This window comes from Flavobacterium suaedae (assembly GCF_014642915.1).
GTDB lineage: Bacteria > Bacteroidota > Bacteroidia > Flavobacteriales > Flavobacteriaceae > Flavobacterium > Flavobacterium suaedae.
The window spans coordinates 395,602-410,131 of sequence record NZ_BMJE01000002.1 but is presented as its reverse complement, the minus strand read 5'-3'; the positions used below and the strand labels follow the sequence as shown (position 1 = coordinate 410,131).

Annotated in this window: 20 protein-coding genes; 1 reads left to right on the top strand and 19 read right to left on the bottom strand. The window is 36.6% G+C overall.

Going from position 1 to position 14,530, the window contains the following annotated elements:
• Nucleotides 1-9: 9 nt before the first annotated feature.
• The 18 genes from rpsN to rpsL form a co-directional block, all read right to left on the bottom strand.
• On the bottom strand, nt 10-279 hold the full coding sequence (rpsN, locus tag IEW45_RS04840; protein WP_109568501.1) for a 30S ribosomal protein S14: 270 nt from the start codon (nt 277-279) through the stop codon (nt 10-12).
• Between the two features lie 3 nt (nt 280-282).
• Nucleotides 283-834, bottom strand: coding sequence for a 50S ribosomal protein L5 (rplE, locus tag IEW45_RS04835; RefSeq protein WP_188620099.1), 552 nt, complete (start codon nt 832-834; stop codon nt 283-285).
• A gap of 2 nt (nt 835-836) precedes the next feature.
• Nucleotides 837-1,151 carry a 50S ribosomal protein L24 gene (rplX, locus tag IEW45_RS04830; RefSeq protein ID WP_188620098.1) on the bottom strand — a complete coding sequence of 105 codons (315 nt, stop codon included), beginning with the start codon at nt 1,149-1,151 and terminating at the stop codon, nt 837-839.
• A 12-nt stretch (nt 1,152-1,163) separates the two neighbouring features.
• A complete protein-coding gene (gene rplN, locus IEW45_RS04825; RefSeq protein ID WP_188620097.1) occupies nt 1,164-1,532 on the bottom strand; it encodes a 50S ribosomal protein L14 in 369 nt (122 codons plus the stop codon).
• A 2-nt stretch (nt 1,533-1,534) separates the two neighbouring features.
• Nucleotides 1,535-1,792: a 30S ribosomal protein S17 gene (rpsQ, locus tag IEW45_RS04820; protein ID WP_188620096.1), complete on the bottom strand. Its 258-nt coding sequence runs from the start codon at nt 1,790-1,792 to the stop codon at nt 1,535-1,537.
• A gap of 18 nt (nt 1,793-1,810) precedes the next feature.
• Nucleotides 1,811-2,002 (bottom strand): 50S ribosomal protein L29, encoded by a 192-nt coding sequence (gene rpmC, locus IEW45_RS04815; RefSeq protein ID WP_188620095.1) that lies wholly within the window; start codon nt 2,000-2,002, stop codon nt 1,811-1,813.
• Nucleotides 2,003-2,014: 12 nt separating this feature from the next.
• On the bottom strand, nt 2,015-2,434 hold the full coding sequence (gene rplP, locus IEW45_RS04810) for a 50S ribosomal protein L16 (RefSeq protein WP_188620094.1): 420 nt from the start codon (nt 2,432-2,434) through the stop codon (nt 2,015-2,017).
• 21 nt (nt 2,435-2,455) lie between these two features.
• Nucleotides 2,456-3,193: a 30S ribosomal protein S3 gene (gene rpsC / locus IEW45_RS04805; RefSeq protein ID WP_188620093.1), complete on the bottom strand. Its 738-nt coding sequence runs from the start codon at nt 3,191-3,193 to the stop codon at nt 2,456-2,458.
• 8 nt (nt 3,194-3,201) lie between these two features.
• Nucleotides 3,202-3,615 (bottom strand): 50S ribosomal protein L22, encoded by a 414-nt coding sequence (gene rplV / locus IEW45_RS04800; RefSeq protein ID WP_188620092.1) that lies wholly within the window; start codon nt 3,613-3,615, stop codon nt 3,202-3,204.
• Nucleotides 3,616-3,624: 9 nt separating this feature from the next.
• A complete protein-coding gene (gene rpsS / locus IEW45_RS04795) occupies nt 3,625-3,903 on the bottom strand; it encodes a 30S ribosomal protein S19 (protein ID WP_188620091.1) in 279 nt (92 codons plus the stop codon).
• An 11-nt stretch (nt 3,904-3,914) separates the two neighbouring features.
• Nucleotides 3,915-4,739, bottom strand: coding sequence for a 50S ribosomal protein L2 (gene rplB, locus IEW45_RS04790; RefSeq protein ID WP_188620090.1), 825 nt, complete (start codon nt 4,737-4,739; stop codon nt 3,915-3,917).
• A gap of 6 nt (nt 4,740-4,745) precedes the next feature.
• The gene (gene rplW, locus IEW45_RS04785; RefSeq protein ID WP_188620089.1) at nt 4,746-5,036 is read right to left on the bottom strand and encodes a 50S ribosomal protein L23; all 291 of its coding nucleotides are present in this window, start codon (nt 5,034-5,036) and stop codon (nt 4,746-4,748) included.
• Between the two features lie 8 nt (nt 5,037-5,044).
• Nucleotides 5,045-5,674 (bottom strand): 50S ribosomal protein L4, encoded by a 630-nt coding sequence (gene rplD / locus IEW45_RS04780; protein WP_188620088.1) that lies wholly within the window; start codon nt 5,672-5,674, stop codon nt 5,045-5,047.
• Complete coding sequence (gene rplC / locus IEW45_RS04775) at nt 5,674-6,291, bottom strand: 50S ribosomal protein L3 (protein WP_188620087.1); 618 nt, start codon at nt 6,289-6,291, stop codon at nt 5,674-5,676. Before rplC ends, rplD begins: the two co-directional genes overlap by 1 nt.
• Before the next feature lie 109 nt (nt 6,292-6,400).
• A complete protein-coding gene (gene rpsJ / locus IEW45_RS04770; RefSeq protein ID WP_188620086.1) occupies nt 6,401-6,706 on the bottom strand; it encodes a 30S ribosomal protein S10 in 306 nt (101 codons plus the stop codon).
• 11 nt (nt 6,707-6,717) lie between these two features.
• Nucleotides 6,718-8,853, bottom strand: coding sequence for an elongation factor G (gene fusA / locus IEW45_RS04765; protein ID WP_188620085.1), 2,136 nt, complete (start codon nt 8,851-8,853; stop codon nt 6,718-6,720).
• A 21-nt stretch (nt 8,854-8,874) separates the two neighbouring features.
• Nucleotides 8,875-9,351, bottom strand: a complete 477-nt coding sequence (gene rpsG, locus IEW45_RS04760; protein ID WP_188620084.1) for a 30S ribosomal protein S7 — start codon at nt 9,349-9,351, stop codon at nt 8,875-8,877.
• Nucleotides 9,352-9,377: 26 nt separating this feature from the next.
• A complete protein-coding gene (gene rpsL / locus IEW45_RS04755; protein WP_188620083.1) occupies nt 9,378-9,758 on the bottom strand; it encodes a 30S ribosomal protein S12 in 381 nt (126 codons plus the stop codon).
• A 184-nt stretch (nt 9,759-9,942) separates the two neighbouring features.
• Here rpsL and IEW45_RS04750 point away from each other — a divergent pair, with 184 nt between their 5' ends.
• Nucleotides 9,943-11,610, top strand: a complete 1,668-nt coding sequence (locus IEW45_RS04750) for a BamA/TamA family outer membrane protein (RefSeq protein WP_188620082.1) — start codon at nt 9,943-9,945, stop codon at nt 11,608-11,610.
• Nucleotides 11,611-11,684: 74 nt separating this feature from the next.
• On the opposite strand, the gene IEW45_RS04745 is transcribed toward IEW45_RS04750, so the two are convergent.
• Nucleotides 11,685-14,423: a fibronectin type III domain-containing protein gene (locus tag IEW45_RS04745; protein WP_188620081.1), complete on the bottom strand. Its 2,739-nt coding sequence runs from the start codon at nt 14,421-14,423 to the stop codon at nt 11,685-11,687.
• Nucleotides 14,424-14,530 lie beyond the last annotated feature (107 nt).

Sequence of the window (14,530 nt, the reverse complement as noted above, 5' to 3'; positions counted from 1 at the left end):
TAATCTTAATTACCAACTTGACTTTTTAACTCCCGGTATCAATCCTTGGTTTGCCATTTCACGGAATGTTACACGTGAAATACCGAATTGACGCATATACCCTCTTGGCCTTCCTGTAAGCTTACAACGATTGTGCAGACGTACAGGAGAAGCATTTTTAGGAAGCTTTTGTAATGCTTCATAATCTCCAGCTTCTTTTAAAGCTTTTCTTTTTTCAGCATATTTAGCAACCAGTGCCTCTCTTTTTGCCTCGCGGGCTTTCATTGATTCTTTAGCCATATCTTAATTCTTTTTAAAAGGTAATCCTAATTCAGCCAATAACGACTTTGCTTCTTTATCAGTAGCAGCAGAAGTTACAAATGTAATATCTAAACCTGATATTTTGTTAACTTTATCAATATCAATTTCAGGGAAAATGATTTGTTCAGTCACACCTAGGTTATAATTACCTCTTCCGTCAAAACCGGTAGCTTTAATACCGTTAAAATCTCTTACTCGTGGTAACGATACTGTAATAAGTCTATCTAAAAACTCATACATTCTCTCTCCACGAAGAGTAACTTTAGCTCCGATAGGCATACCTTTTCTTAATTTGAATGACGCAACGTCTTTCTTAGAAATAGTAGGTACTGCTTTTTGACCAGTAACTTTTGTTAACTCATCTACTGCGTAATCAATCAACTTTTTATCTGATACAGCGGCTCCAACTCCACGGCTTAAAACGATTTTTTCCAGTTTAGGAACCATCATTACGTTTTTATAGCCAAATTCTTCCGTAAGAGCACTTATTACACGCTCTTTATATTCACTTTTTAATCTTGGTATATAAGCCATCACTATAAAACTTGATTAGATTTTTTTGAAAATCTCACTTTCTTATCTCCTTCTACTCTAACACCTACCTTTGTAGTCTCCTTTGTTTTAGGGTCTACAAGTGCAAGATTAGAAATATGGATAGGAGCTTCTTTCTTAACTATACCACCTTGAGGGCTTTGTGCACTTGGCTTAGTATGCTTACTTACCATGTTCACACCTTCAACGATCGCTTTGTTTTTTTCACGAAGAACACGTACTACTGTACCTTCAGAACCTTTATTGTTTCCTGCGATAACTTTTACTGTGTCTCCTGATTTTATCTTTAGCTTTATCATATCTTTAATCGATTAAAGCACTTCAGGTGCTAATGATACAATTTTCATGAATTGTTTTTCACGAAGTTCTCTTGCTACAGGACCGAAAACACGAGTTCCTCTCATTTCACCAGCTGCATTTAACAATACACAAGCATTGTCATCAAATCTGATGTATGAGCCATCCGCTCTTCTTACCTCTTTTCTGGTACGAACAACAACTGCAGTAGAAACTGTACCCTTTTTAACGTTTCCGTTAGGCGCAGCATCTTTTACTGAAACTACAATTTTATCTCCAACAGAGGCATAACGTCTCTTAGTCCCTCCTAACACACGGATCGCTAAAACTTCTTTAGCCCCGGTGTTGTCTGCTACTTTTAATCTGGATTCCTGTTGTACCATAATTACTTCGCTCTTTCAATGATTTCTACTAATCTCCAACATTTAGATTTACTTAGAGGACGAGTTTCCATAATCCTCACAGTGTCTCCAATATTGCAGTCATTTTTTTCGTCGTGCGCAACATATTTCTTAGTTTTTAACACGAACTTACCATATAGTGGGTGTTTTATCTTTTTAGTTTCAGATACAACTATGGATTTAACCATTTTGTTGCTCGTTACTACACCTACACGTTCTTTTCTTAAATTTCTTTTTTCCATCTTTCAGCTAGAATACAATTATTGCAATTCTCGTTTGCTTAACTCAGTCGCTACTCTTGCTATAGATCTTCTTACAGTTCTTATCTGTAATGGGTTATCTATTGGAGATATAGCGTGAGCTGATTTTAGATCGGCATATGTCTTTCTTAATTCACCAAGTTTATCTTGTAACTCAGCTGCAGATAGATCTTTTATTTCTGATTGTTTCATAATATCGTTGAATTATGCCTCAAAATCTCTGGCGATAATAAACTTAGTTCTTACAGGAAGTTTTTGTGCAGCAAGGCGTAATGCTTCTTTAGCAACAGCCATGGGTACTCCACCTACTTCAAATATAATTCTTCCTGGTTTTACAACTGCAGCCCAGTATTCAACTGCACCCTTACCTTTACCCATACGTACCTCTAAAGGCTTTTTAGTAATAGGCTTATCCGGGAATATTTTAATCCACAATTGACCTTCCCTTTTCATATAACGAGTTGCTGCAATACGAGCAGCCTCGATTTGACGGGAATTAATAAAAGACGCATCTAAAGATTTTATACCAAACATACCATTAGAAAGTTGGTGTCCTCTTCCAGACACTCCTTTCATTCTACCTTTCTGTACCTTACGGTATTTTGTTCTTTTCGGCTGTAACATGTCTTCTTTAGTTTAAAATAATTACTTTCTTTTGCTTCGGTTAGATCTACCGTCACGACCTCCCGGTCTTCCATCTCGAGATCCTGATGATTTGGATTTCTTATCCATACCAACTAACGGAGAAAGATCTCTCTTACCGTAAACCTCACCTTTCATGATCCACACTTTTATACCCATTCTACCATAAGTAGTATGTGCTTCTGCAAGTGCATAATCAATGTCCGCTCTGAAAGTTGACAAAGGTATTCTACCATCTTTAAACATCTCCGAACGTGCCATTTCAGCACCGTTTAAACGACCAGAAATCATAATTTTGATTCCTTCTGCATTCATACGCATTGCAGCTGCAATAGCCATTTTTATTGCTCTTCTGTATGAAATTCTGTTTTCAATTTGACGAGCAACGCTAGCTGCAACAAGGTTAGCATCAAGTTCCGGTCTTTTAATTTCGAAAATATTAATCTGAACTTCCTTGTCAGTAATTTTCTTAAGTTCTTCTTTTAGCCTGTCTACCTCCTGACCGCCTTTACCAATAATGATACCAGGACGAGCTGTGGTGATAGTAACGGTTACAAGCTTAAGAGTTCTCTCGATAATTACTTTTGATACACTCGCTTTTGATAAACGAGCATGGATGTACTTTCTGATTTTATGATCCTCGGCAAGTTTATCACCGTAATCATTTCCACCATACCAGTTTGAGTCCCATCCTCTTATGATACCAAGGCGATTCCCTATTGGATTTGTCTTCTGTCCCATACTGTTTATTAATTGCTTTGTGTATTATTGTTAATAGCTCCAAGCACGATTGTTACGTGGTTAGAACGCTTTCTAATTCTGTGTGCACGACCTTGAGGAGCTGGTCTAAGTCTTTTTAGCATAGCACCACCATCAACTCTTATCTCTTTCACAAAAAGACCAGCATCTTCCAAGCTCTCTTCAGCATTCTTTTGCTGCCAGTTATTAATAGCTGAAAGCAAAAGTTTTTCCAGTTTACGAGAAGCCTCTTTACTGTTAAACTTTAATATATTAAGAGCCGTTTCTACTTTTTGTCCTCTTACCAAATCTGCAACTATACGCATTTTACGCGGCGAAGTTGGGCAGTTATTAAGCTTAGCAAAAGCAACATGCTTTTTAGCTTCTTTTATCTGATTCGCTCTTTCTTTTTTTCGAACTCCCATAGCTTCTTATTATTTTTTACCTTTATTTTTTGCACCTGCGTGACCTCTAAAAGATCTTGTTGGTGAAAATTCTCCTAGTTTATGACCTACCATATTCTCAGTAACATATACAGGAACAAACTGGCGTCCGTTATGTACTGCAATAGTCTGCCCAACAAAATCAGGGGTAATCATAGATGCACGAGACCAAGTCTTAACAACTGATTTATTACCCTTCTCTACATTTTCTTGAACTTTTTTCTCTAATTTATAGTGAACGTAAGGTCCTTTTTTTAATGAACGTGCCATATCTTAATCAATTATTTTTTTCTACGTTCTATAATATACTTATTACTCGGGTTAACTTTAGAACGAGTCCTGTAACCTTTAGCCGGAAGACCTTTTCTAGAGCGTGGGTGACCACCTGTAGAACGTCCTTCACCACCACCCATTGGGTGATCTATCGGGTTCATCGCTACTGGTCTTGTTCTTGGTCTTCTACCTAACCATCTAGATCTACCTGCTTTACCAGATACTACTAACTGATGATCTGAGTTAGACACTGCACCAATTGTAGCCTTACATGTTAAAAGGATTAACCTTGTTTCTCCAGAAGGCATTTTAATTGTAGCATACTTACCGTCTCTCGCCATTAACTGAGCAAAAGTACCGGCACTACGTGCAATTACAGCACCTTGACCAGGACGTAGCTCAATACAAGATATAACAGTTCCCAAAGGAATTTTACTTAAAGGTAAAGCATTACCGATTTCCGGCATTGCATCCTCTCCTGAAACTACAGTTTGACCTACTTGTAACCCGTTTTGAGCTACAATGTAAGTTTTTTCACCATCAGCATACTCTACAAGAGAAATAAACGCTGAACGGTTTGGATCATATTCAATTGTTTTAACAGTAGCCTCAACACCTGTTTTAGCTCTTTTAAAATCAACGATACGATACCTTTTCTTGTGACCACCGCCTACATAACGCATGGTCATTTTTCCTTGACTATTTCTACCTCCTGAGTTTTTTTTCGGTGCGAGTAATGAACGCTCCGGCTTATCAGTTGTAATAGTGTCAAAGCTATTTACAACTCTAAAACGCTGACCCGGGGTAATAGGTTTTAATTTTCTAACTGACATTTTCTATTAGATATTATTATAAAAATCTATTGTTTCACCTTCCTGTACCTGAACAACTGCTTTTTTATAAGCACTTGTTTTTCCTGATATTAAACCACTCTTAGTGTATTTAACAGATCTATCAGCTCTGTAATTCATTGTGTTAACATCAACAACCGAAACCCCATAAGCAGCCTCAACAGCATTTTTTATCTGGATTTTGTTTGCTTTTTTATCAACAACAAAACCAAAACGGTTAAAAATCTCTCCGTCTTTGGTCATTTTTTCAGTGATGATAGGCTTAATTATAATACTCATAACTTATGTTATTTGCTTAAATTTTCTACAATTCCCTCTACAGAACCTTCAGTAAGCACTAAACTATCCGCTTTCATTAAAGCGTAAGTGTTTAAATCTGAAGCAGTTACAACACTAGAGGATTTTAAATTGCGTGACGACAAATATACGTTTTTATTTGAACCACCCAACACAAATAGCGATTTTTTATTATCTAACCCTAAAGCTTTCAAAACATTAATGAAATTTTTAGTACTTGGGGTATCAAAATTAAAATCTTCTACAATCACTAAATTAGAATCTTTCGCCTTTAAAGTAAGCGCTGTTTTTCTGGCTAAACGCTTAAGACTTTTGTTAAGTTTGAAAGAGTAACTTCTTGGTCTAGGACCAAAAACAGTACCCCCACCCTTAAACAATGGGCTTTTTATACTACCGGCACGTGCTGTACCTGTACCCTTTTGTTTCTTTATCTTACGAGTACTTCCTGTTATTTCAGCTCTTTCTTTAGCTTTATGAGTACCTTGTCTTTGGTTTGCAAGATACTGCTTAACATCAAGGTATACAGCATGCTTGTTAGGCTCTATTGCAAATACTGAATCAGAAAGGTTAACCGTTCTGCCAGTTTCTTTTCCGTTGATATCTAATACTTTTACTTCCATTACTTCTGAATGATTACATACGAGTTTTTATGGCCCGGCACAGCACCTTTAACTACAAGAAGGTTTTTCTCTGCCACCACTTTTAAAACTGTAAGGTTTTGTACTGTTACATTTTCTCCTCCTGTTCTACCTGCCATACGCATACCTTTAAATACTCTTGAAGGGTAAGATGACGCACCAATAGAACCAGGCGCTCTTAAACGGTTATGCTGACCGTGAGTAGCTTGACCTACACCACCAAAGCCATGACGTTTTACAACACCCTGGAAACCTTTTCCTTTAGATACTCCTTGTACATCTACAAATTCTCCTTCTTTGAAAAGATCTACAGTTAAAACATCACCTAAGTTATGTTCTTCTTCAAAATACTTGAATTCAACGACTCTCTTTTTACCAGAAGTACCTGCTTTTTTAAAGTGACCTTCAGCCGCTTTACCTACATGCTTTTCTGCTTTGTCATCGAAACCAAGTTGCAACGCTTTATACCCGTCAACCTCATTGGTTCTGACTTGGGTAACTACACATGGACCAGCTTCGATTACTGTACACGGTATATTTTTACCGTTCTCATCAAAAATACTGGTCATGCCAATTTTTCTACCAATTAACCCAGACATATATATAATTATTAATTAAAAAAAATAAATTTCTTATAGATATGAGAATAAAGAATTGAGTAAAGAGTTCCCCCAATACTCAATCCTTTTATACTCTATTCTTATATTATCACACTTTTATTTCTACTTCAACACCACTAGGAAGTTCTAACTTCATTAGTGCATCAATAGTTTTTGAAGATGAACTGTAAATATCAAGTAGTCTTTTGTATGAACTTACTTCAAACTGCTCTCTTGATTTTTTGTTTACGTGTGGAGAACGTAATACAGTAAAAATCTTCTTGTTTGTAGGTAAAGGTATAGGACCTGTAACTACAGCACCTGTACTCTTTACTGTTTTAACGATCTTTTCTGATGATTTATCAACAAGGTTGTGATCGTATGATTTTAATTTTATTCTGATTTTCTGACTCATTTTCTTTTAAATTAAGCGTTTCCGATAGCTTTTTTAATCACCTCTTCAGCAATATTAGAAGGTGTTTCAGCATAGTGAGAGAACTCCATTGTAGAAGTTGCTCTACCTGAAGATAACGTTCTTAATGTAGTTACATAACCAAACATTTCCGAAAGTGGAACTTCTGCTTTAACTACTTTAGAACCTGATCTGTCATCCATACTGTTTATCTGACCTCTTCTTCTGTTAAGGTCACCAACAATATCACCCATGTTTTCTTCCGGCGTTAACACTTCTAACTTCATAATTGGCTCAAGAATTACAGCACCGGCAGCCTTAGCAGCAGCTTTGTAACCCATTTTAGCAGCCAATTCGAATGAAAGTGCATCCGAATCCACAGGGTGGAAAGATCCATCTGATAAAGTAACTCTTAAGCTATCCACTTCGTAACCAGCTAAAGGCCCTGATTTCATAGCATCTCTGAAACCTTTTTCTACTGCAGGGATAAATTCCTTAGGAACATTACCACCTTTTACTTCATTTACAAACTGAAGTCCTACAGCAGGCTTACCATCTACATCTTGAGCAGGCTCAATCTTAAATACAATATCCGCAAACTTACCACGACCACCAGACTGTTTCTTATAAACTTCTCTATGATCAGCAGAACGTGTAACAGCTTCTTTGTACTCAACTTGTGGCTCACCTTGGTTAACCTCTACCTTAAACTCACGTTTAAGACGATCTACAAGTATATCTAAGTGAAGCTCACCCATACCTGAGATAATAGTTTGCCCGGAAGCATGGTCAGTTCTTACTGTAAACGTAGGATCCTCTTCTGCAAGTTTAGCAAGCGCCATACCCATTTTATCTACATCCGCCTTAGTTTTAGGCTCAATAGCGATACCGATTACCGGATCAGGGAACACCATACTTTCAAGAACTATCGGGTGCTTCTCATTACAAAGAGTATCTCCCGTTTTAATATCTTTAAAACCAACAGCAGCTCCAATATCCCCAGCTTCAATAAATTCAATTGGGTTTTGTTTATTTGAGTGCATCTGATAGATACGAGATATACGCTCTTTATTACCTGAACGGGTATTAAGAACATAAGAGCCCGCATCAAGACGACCAGAATATGCTCTAAAGAATGCTAAACGACCAACATAAGGGTCAGTAGCAATTTTAAATGCAAGAGCAGCAAACGGCTCTTCTACAGAAGGCTTACGAGAAATAGGCTCTTCTGTATCAGGGTTAATACCATCAATCGCTTCTTTATCAAGTGGCGAAGGAAGGAATTTACAAACAGAATCCAGCATGAACTGAACTCCTTTATTTTTGAATGAAGAACCACAAAGCATTGGTATAATAGCCATATCAATCGTAGCTCTACGTAATGCGTTGTTGATTTCTTCTTCTGTTATAGAATCTTCATCCTCCATGAATTTCTCAAGAAGATTTTCATCATAAGCAGCAACTTCTTCGATAAGCTGAGCTCTTAATTGCTTAGCTTCATCTGCAAGGTCTTCAGGAATTGGCACAACATCAAATGTAGATCCGAAATTATCATCATGCCATACTATTGCCTGGTTTTTAATTAAATCAACCACACCTGTAAAGTCAGCCTCGTCTCCTATAGGAAGAACGATAGGCACAGCGTTTGACTTAAGCATGTCTTTCACCTGCTGACATACTGCAAGGAAGTTAGAACCCTGACGGTCCATTTTGTTAACAAACCCCATACGAGGCACCTTGTAGTTATCCGCAAGTCTCCAGTTAGTTTCTGATTGTGGCTCAACGCCATCAACAGCACTAAATAAGAATACAAGACCATCTAACACTCTTAACGAACGGTTTACCTCAACTGTAAAGTCAACGTGTCCCGGAGTATCGATAATGTTAAAGTGGTATGGTTTAGATTCAGGTAATATCTGCCCCTGCTCCATCGGGAAGTTCCACGTACAAGTTGTAGCAGCAGAAGTAATAGTAATACCTCTTTCCTGCTCCTGCTCCATCCAGTCCATGGTAGCAGCACCGTCGTGAACCTCACCTATCTTGTGAGACATACCGGTATAGAAAAGGATACGCTCAGTTGTCGTAGTCTTACCTGCGTCAATGTGAGCAGCAATCCCTATATTTCTTGTGTATTTTAAATCTCTTGCCATTTTAATTTATTTCTTTATGTTTTAGAATCTAAAGTGAGAGAATGCTTTGTTAGCCTCTGCCATTTTATGAGTATCCATTCTCTTCTTAACAGCTGCTCCTTCTTCTTTAGCTGCTGCTAAAATTTCTGAAGCCAGTCTTTGAGCCATAGATTTCTCATTTCTCTTTCTCGCATAAAGTATCAACCATTTCATAGCCATGGAGATTTTTCTATCGGGTCTAATCTGCATTGGTATCTGGAAAGTAGCACCACCTACTCGTCGGCTTCTCACCTCCACGTGCGGCATAACGTTAGTTAAGGCATCTTTCCACATTTCAAGCGCTGATTTTTCTTCGTCTTGCTTTTTCTCGTTTACAATGTCAATAGCATCATAAAACACTTTAAAAGCAGTTGATTTTTTACCATCCCACATTAAGTTATTTACAAAACGCGTTACAAGCTGGTCGTTAAACCTCGGGTCTGGTAAAAGTGGTCTTTTTTTAGCCTGTCTTTTTCTCATGTCTTCTGTTTAAAAACTCTTTAAAATTACTTTTTGTCTTTAGGGCGTTTTGCACCGTACTTAGATCTTCTCTGTAACCTTCCGCTTACACCGGCAGTATCCAGAGCACCACGAACAATGTGGTATCTAACACCTGGTAAATCTTTTACCCTTCCACCCCTAACTAATACTATCGAGTGCTCTTGTAGGTTATGTCCTTCTCCAGGTATGTATGCATTCACTTCGTTACCGTTTGTTAAACGAACCCTTGCAACTTTACGCATTGCAGAATTCGGTTTCTTAGGTGTAGTAGTGTATACACGTGTACATACCCCTCTTCTTTGAGGACAAGAATCCAAAGCAGCCGATTTACTCTTCTTAGTTATCTGGGCCCTTCCTTTTCTTACTAATTGTTGAATTGTAGGCATAATTATTATTAAAAAATTTCTTATATTTAAAAAACCCGCTTTTTCCGGGGCTGCAAATGTAGGAATTATAATTAATAAAACAAATCTTAACCTATTAATTTTCAAACGAATTCCGAGTAAAAAACGCCCTTTATATTTTTTGAGATATTTTTGCGTTACTTTTACTCCTAATTGTCAATTTACATTGAAAAATACCCTTGTCACATTTTTACTTTTCATAATCTCTTTTGTAGTAAATGCGCAATCATTTTACTTAAAAGCAGAAGGGCTTACTGAATCTGAAAATAAGGTTATAGATTCTATACCTTATAATAAGGTACACGAAAATGCTAAATCAGTAGCTGATGAAGCGGGGCAAATATCTGAATTACTATTGAAAAGAGGGTATTTGGAGAATAAATTATTATCTCATAGTAAAGCTAATGACTCCTTATTTATATATACTTTTTCAATTGGTAGTAAAACAGAACTTATAAACATAAACACGCAAAACTTAGCCTCTCAGGAAAAGGAACTACTGAATATAAGCAATGACACTTTAAAGCTGCCTATAGCAGAAGTAGAAAGTTTTATGAAAAACAACGTAGCCTTGCTGGAAAAGAAAGGTTATTCTTTAAGTAGCCTACAGCTGAGCGACTATTCTAAAAAAGGAAACACTTTAAACGCTTCCTTAAACATAAGTATTGAGAAAAAGCGGAAACTGGACGGACTTATAATAGAAGGCTACGAAAAATTCCCCGAAGGGATAAAACGAAGCATTGTAAAAAAATACAGGAAACGTGTTTTTAATAAAGATAACCTACAAAGGGTATACAGGGATTTTAATGCTATACCTTTTGTTAGCCAAATAAAATATCCTGAAATACTTTTTAAAGAAGACTCCACTAAAGTATATGTATATCTTGAAAAGGCAAAGCCAAATGTTTTTGATGGCTTTATAGGTTTTAGTAATGATGACAATAGTGGAAGTGTTCGCTTTAATGGTTACTTGGAACTGTTACTGGTTAATGTATTAAACTCCGGTGAGCGATTTAATTTATATTGGAAAAATAACGGAGAAGAACAAACTACTTTTGACACTTCTCTTGAATTGCCTTATATATTTAAAACCCCGATAGGTATAAAAGGTAGTTTAAACATTTTTAAACAGGACAGTACTTTTCAAACTACAATTACCGATTTAAATGTAGGGTACTACTTTAATTATAACTCAAAATTATATTTAGGTTATCGTCAAACAGAGTCTACCGATATTCAAAATCTAAACAACAGTACAATTAGTGATTACACTAATACATTCTGGACTTCTACTTATGAGTTTACAGGCTATTCTTTTAACGACTTTCTTTTTCCTGAAAAAACAAAAGCTATTATAAAGGGTGGATTGGGAAGCAGGGATACTGATACCAATTCTTTAAAACAATACTTTATACAGGCGGACATCTCTCATAATATATATTTAAATAAAGAAAACATCATTACTATTAAAAACGAAACGTACTACCTGAAAAGTGACTCCTATATTATTAATGAGTTACACCGGTTTGGGGGTATTAACTCTTTTAGAGGTTTTAATGAAAACAGTTTGCAGGCAAGTTTATATTCTGCTTTAATGGCAGAGTACCGATATAAACTAACACCAAGCATGTATGTACACTCTATTACTGACTATGGTTATTTTCAGGATAAAACTTCAGATATAGAGGAAAACATTTTAGGGCTTGGTTTTGGTTTCGGGATACTTACCAAAAACGGATTATTCAATTTGGTGTATGCTAACGGGAGTACGAAAGACCAGCCTATAAAACTTTCTAACTCTATTGTACACTTAAGTTTTAAAGCTAAGTTTTAAACATAAAGAAATAAAGCGAAAAAGCCTCCTGAAATCAGGAGGCTTTTACAACTACACTACAAAACTAAAAAACCTTAGTTTATTATAACTTTTACGTTATATACTTTATTAGAATGTATTTTTAGGATATAAGTTCCTGTTGGTAAACTTTGGTTTATTAATGAGAAATTATAATCCTTAATATTTTTAGAGGTATAGAACAGATTACCTGTCATATCAAAAACATCTATCTGGTCAATTGGGTACTTACAAGTAATGTATGTTTTCTCACCTGCTTTTGCCGGGTTAGGGTAAACCATAAGCGGTTGTTCATTATCCCAGTTTTCAACATGCGCACTTTCGTCCTCTACTTCAAAAGTAACTCTGTTAGAAACTTCGTTGTAAGAGTCATTAGTAAATACCACTATAAAGTACTCTCCCACTTCTGTTGGAAGTGCTTCTCCTGAAATAATTTTACTTCCTTCCGGCTGACCGTCAAAATAAGTATAACTTACAAGTTCATCTACATTAGGGTCATCACCACCGTGATAAATACCTAACCAGTCTTTTATTATACCCGGAGCATCTGTCCATGTAGCAATAATGTTTTCATTTAAGTTATAAACTGTTTTGTTTATGGCTAACTGTGTTATCTGGCTACCTACCTGAAAGAAAACCTTCTCCCCTATACTTTGATAACCGTCTTCAAGGAAATACTGAACAAAATAATAACCATCTGCCAAACCTTCAAAAGTAAACTCGCCATCTGCTGTAGTAACATATTCCCACTGTGTTGAGTTTATACTACCTGGTGTTTGCCCTACTTTATATATACCAATCCAATCGTTATCAAGGTTTGGCCCGTTTTCAAAACTAACTATTACATCACTTCCTGAATCGTAAACTTCCTGGTCTGTAGTAACCTCTACAAAAGGTCCTACGTAAAAAGTTTGCCTGTCTACTATTTCCGTATAGCTGTCATTTTCAAATAATGTAGCATAATACATTCCGTAATCTGTAAGACCGTCAAACACTATAGTACCACTAACTTGTCCATTAGTATAAGACCAATCTTGAGAAGGACTTGCACTACCCGGAGTTTGCTCATCTTTATATAAGGCAATCCAATCAGTACTATTCCCCGGAGTATCAGAATAAGATACTGTTATAGGTGTGTTAGGCTGATATGCTATAGTATCAAGCTGTATTTGTGTATTAGCAAAAGTACTGTTTATAATGTTGAATGATTTTGTTTCACTCCATTGCGACCATCCAAGGTTACGGTCTCTGTGGCGTACCTTAACAAAATACTGTCCGTTTGGTATTTCACTCTCTGCAAGTGTAAGTTTAGTAATATCAACACCTAAATTAACGTTTGCAGAAGTATCTACCTGAGTTCCTACAGGACCGTATAAATCTTCAAAATCACGGTAAACATCTTTCTCTACAATAGTAAAATCTTCGTTTTTACCGATAAGGAATTGTGTACTGTTTAATAACTCATCTGAAGTAGTGGTATATTCTGAACTTTCTATTTCCAAAGGAAGCTCTACATCATTTCCTGTAAAGTCATTTACAATTTCCGGTTGCTCAGGAGCAGGCACACCTTTATAATGGTGGAACTCATCCATAAGCTGGTTGTTTTTCCAGTTGTAAACACTACCTATTGAGTACGCCTCTACATCAAACGTATTATTGTTTACATCAATATCTATAATCTGGTAAATCCAGTTTGATATGGTTTTCTGTACATCTTCATAGTTCTCCTCAGCAGCCATACCCCAGTACTGATCCCAAGCTACACCCCCTGATATAATTTGGTAGGTTGGTGTATCTTTAAGCTGACCTCTGTGATACAGGTGGTGGTGTGCCCCTATATGTAGTATATGCTTTGGCGAAGTAACTAAAATAGGCATTACTGTATTTCGTACCCATTGCGATATATCACCAATATACTGCTCTGCCTGATACGGTCTGTGCCCTAATGATATAATCCAGTCAACAGTTTCATCATTATTAGCAGCATCAAGAACTTGTGTTACCCACGAAAGTTGCTCTATACCGGTATGCTCTGTATCAAGAGCAATAAATAATGTGTTACCTACCTGGTTAGCATAATAGTCTTCTGTTCCTGAAGAAATACCCTGATATGATATTTCATCAAGAATGTAATGGTCATAATACGCCTGCATAGCAAGTGTACCATAGGTTTCGTGGTTACCTACAAGTGTTTGTATCGGTAAATAACCTGAAAGTCCCGAGTTCTTTTTAAAGTGAACATTTTCATAATGGTCAAGTGTACCAACATCAACCTGGTCACCTACCATAACAGTCATTGCTATGTTATCAGCAGGGTCTAAGCCAGCACCCCACTTCTCTGCAATTTTTCGTTTTGCAGCAGAAACAAGCGAATCAAAACGCGGTACATTACGCATTTGGTTATCTCCTAAAATTAAAAAACGAAGGTGTCCGTCTTCCGTTGCAGCTTCACCTGCTAACGGCATAGTTTTAAAAGAATAAACTTCAGAAGTTAAAACACCGGTTCTAATACGATAATAGTATTTAGTGTTTGGTGCTAAATCTTCTACTTTAACAGTGTGATAGTAATAATTAGCATCATATCCTGTATCTGAAAAAACATCTGTTGTACCATTAACTATAGTAGTTAAGGCTTCAGGACTGTTACCGTACTCTACAATAGATTCGGTGTTGTCTTCTGTTTTCCAGTTTACATAAATAGAGTTGGATGTTGGTGCCTGTAAATACGGATGTAACTCTTGTGCTTTTAGGAACAGGCTTCCAAAAAGCATCAGCAATAAGTAAAACTTCTTCATAAGATGTGTTGTTGTTTGGGAATAAATCAATAAAGCGCAAAAGTATACTCGCAACAACAAAACAAGGTTACAGCTTAATTATAGTAGCGTTACTAAAACGTAAGATA

Coding starts and splice junctions, on each gene's coding strand:
- rpsN (WP_109568501.1), bottom strand. CDS start 279: ATGGCTAAAGAATCAATGAAAGCCCGCGAGGCAAAAAGAGAGGCACTG.
- rplE (WP_188620099.1), bottom strand. CDS start 834: ATGGCTTATATACCAAGATTAAAAAGTGAATATAAAGAGCGTGTAATA.
- rplX (WP_188620098.1), bottom strand. CDS start 1,151: ATGATAAAGCTAAAGATAAAATCAGGAGACACAGTAAAAGTTATCGCA.
- rplN (WP_188620097.1), bottom strand. CDS start 1,532: ATGGTACAACAGGAATCCAGATTAAAAGTAGCAGACAACACCGGGGCT.
- rpsQ (WP_188620096.1), bottom strand. CDS start 1,792: ATGGAAAAAAGAAATTTAAGAAAAGAACGTGTAGGTGTAGTAACGAGC.
- rpmC (WP_188620095.1), bottom strand. CDS start 2,002: ATGAAACAATCAGAAATAAAAGATCTATCTGCAGCTGAGTTACAAGAT.
- rplP (WP_188620094.1), bottom strand. CDS start 2,434: ATGTTACAGCCGAAAAGAACAAAATACCGTAAGGTACAGAAAGGTAGA.
- rpsC (WP_188620093.1), bottom strand. CDS start 3,193: ATGGGACAGAAGACAAATCCAATAGGGAATCGCCTTGGTATCATAAGA.
- rplV (WP_188620092.1), bottom strand. CDS start 3,615: ATGGGAGTTCGAAAAAAAGAAAGAGCGAATCAGATAAAAGAAGCTAAA.
- rpsS (WP_188620091.1), bottom strand. CDS start 3,903: ATGGCACGTTCATTAAAAAAAGGACCTTACGTTCACTATAAATTAGAG.
- rplB (WP_188620090.1), bottom strand. CDS start 4,739: ATGTCAGTTAGAAAATTAAAACCTATTACCCCGGGTCAGCGTTTTAGA.
- rplW (WP_188620089.1), bottom strand. CDS start 5,036: ATGAGTATTATAATTAAGCCTATCATCACTGAAAAAATGACCAAAGAC.
- rplD (WP_188620088.1), bottom strand. CDS start 5,674: ATGGAAGTAAAAGTATTAGATATCAACGGAAAAGAAACTGGCAGAACG.
- rplC (WP_188620087.1), bottom strand. CDS start 6,291: ATGTCTGGGTTAATTGGTAGAAAAATTGGCATGACCAGTATTTTTGAT.
- rpsJ (WP_188620086.1), bottom strand. CDS start 6,706: ATGAGTCAGAAAATCAGAATAAAATTAAAATCATACGATCACAACCTT.
- fusA (WP_188620085.1), bottom strand. CDS start 8,853: ATGGCAAGAGATTTAAAATACACAAGAAATATAGGGATTGCTGCTCAC.
- rpsG (WP_188620084.1), bottom strand. CDS start 9,351: ATGAGAAAAAGACAGGCTAAAAAAAGACCACTTTTACCAGACCCGAGG.
- rpsL (WP_188620083.1), bottom strand. CDS start 9,758: ATGCCTACAATTCAACAATTAGTAAGAAAAGGAAGGGCCCAGATAACT.
- IEW45_RS04745 (WP_188620081.1), bottom strand. CDS start 14,423: ATGAAGAAGTTTTACTTATTGCTGATGCTTTTTGGAAGCCTGTTCCTA.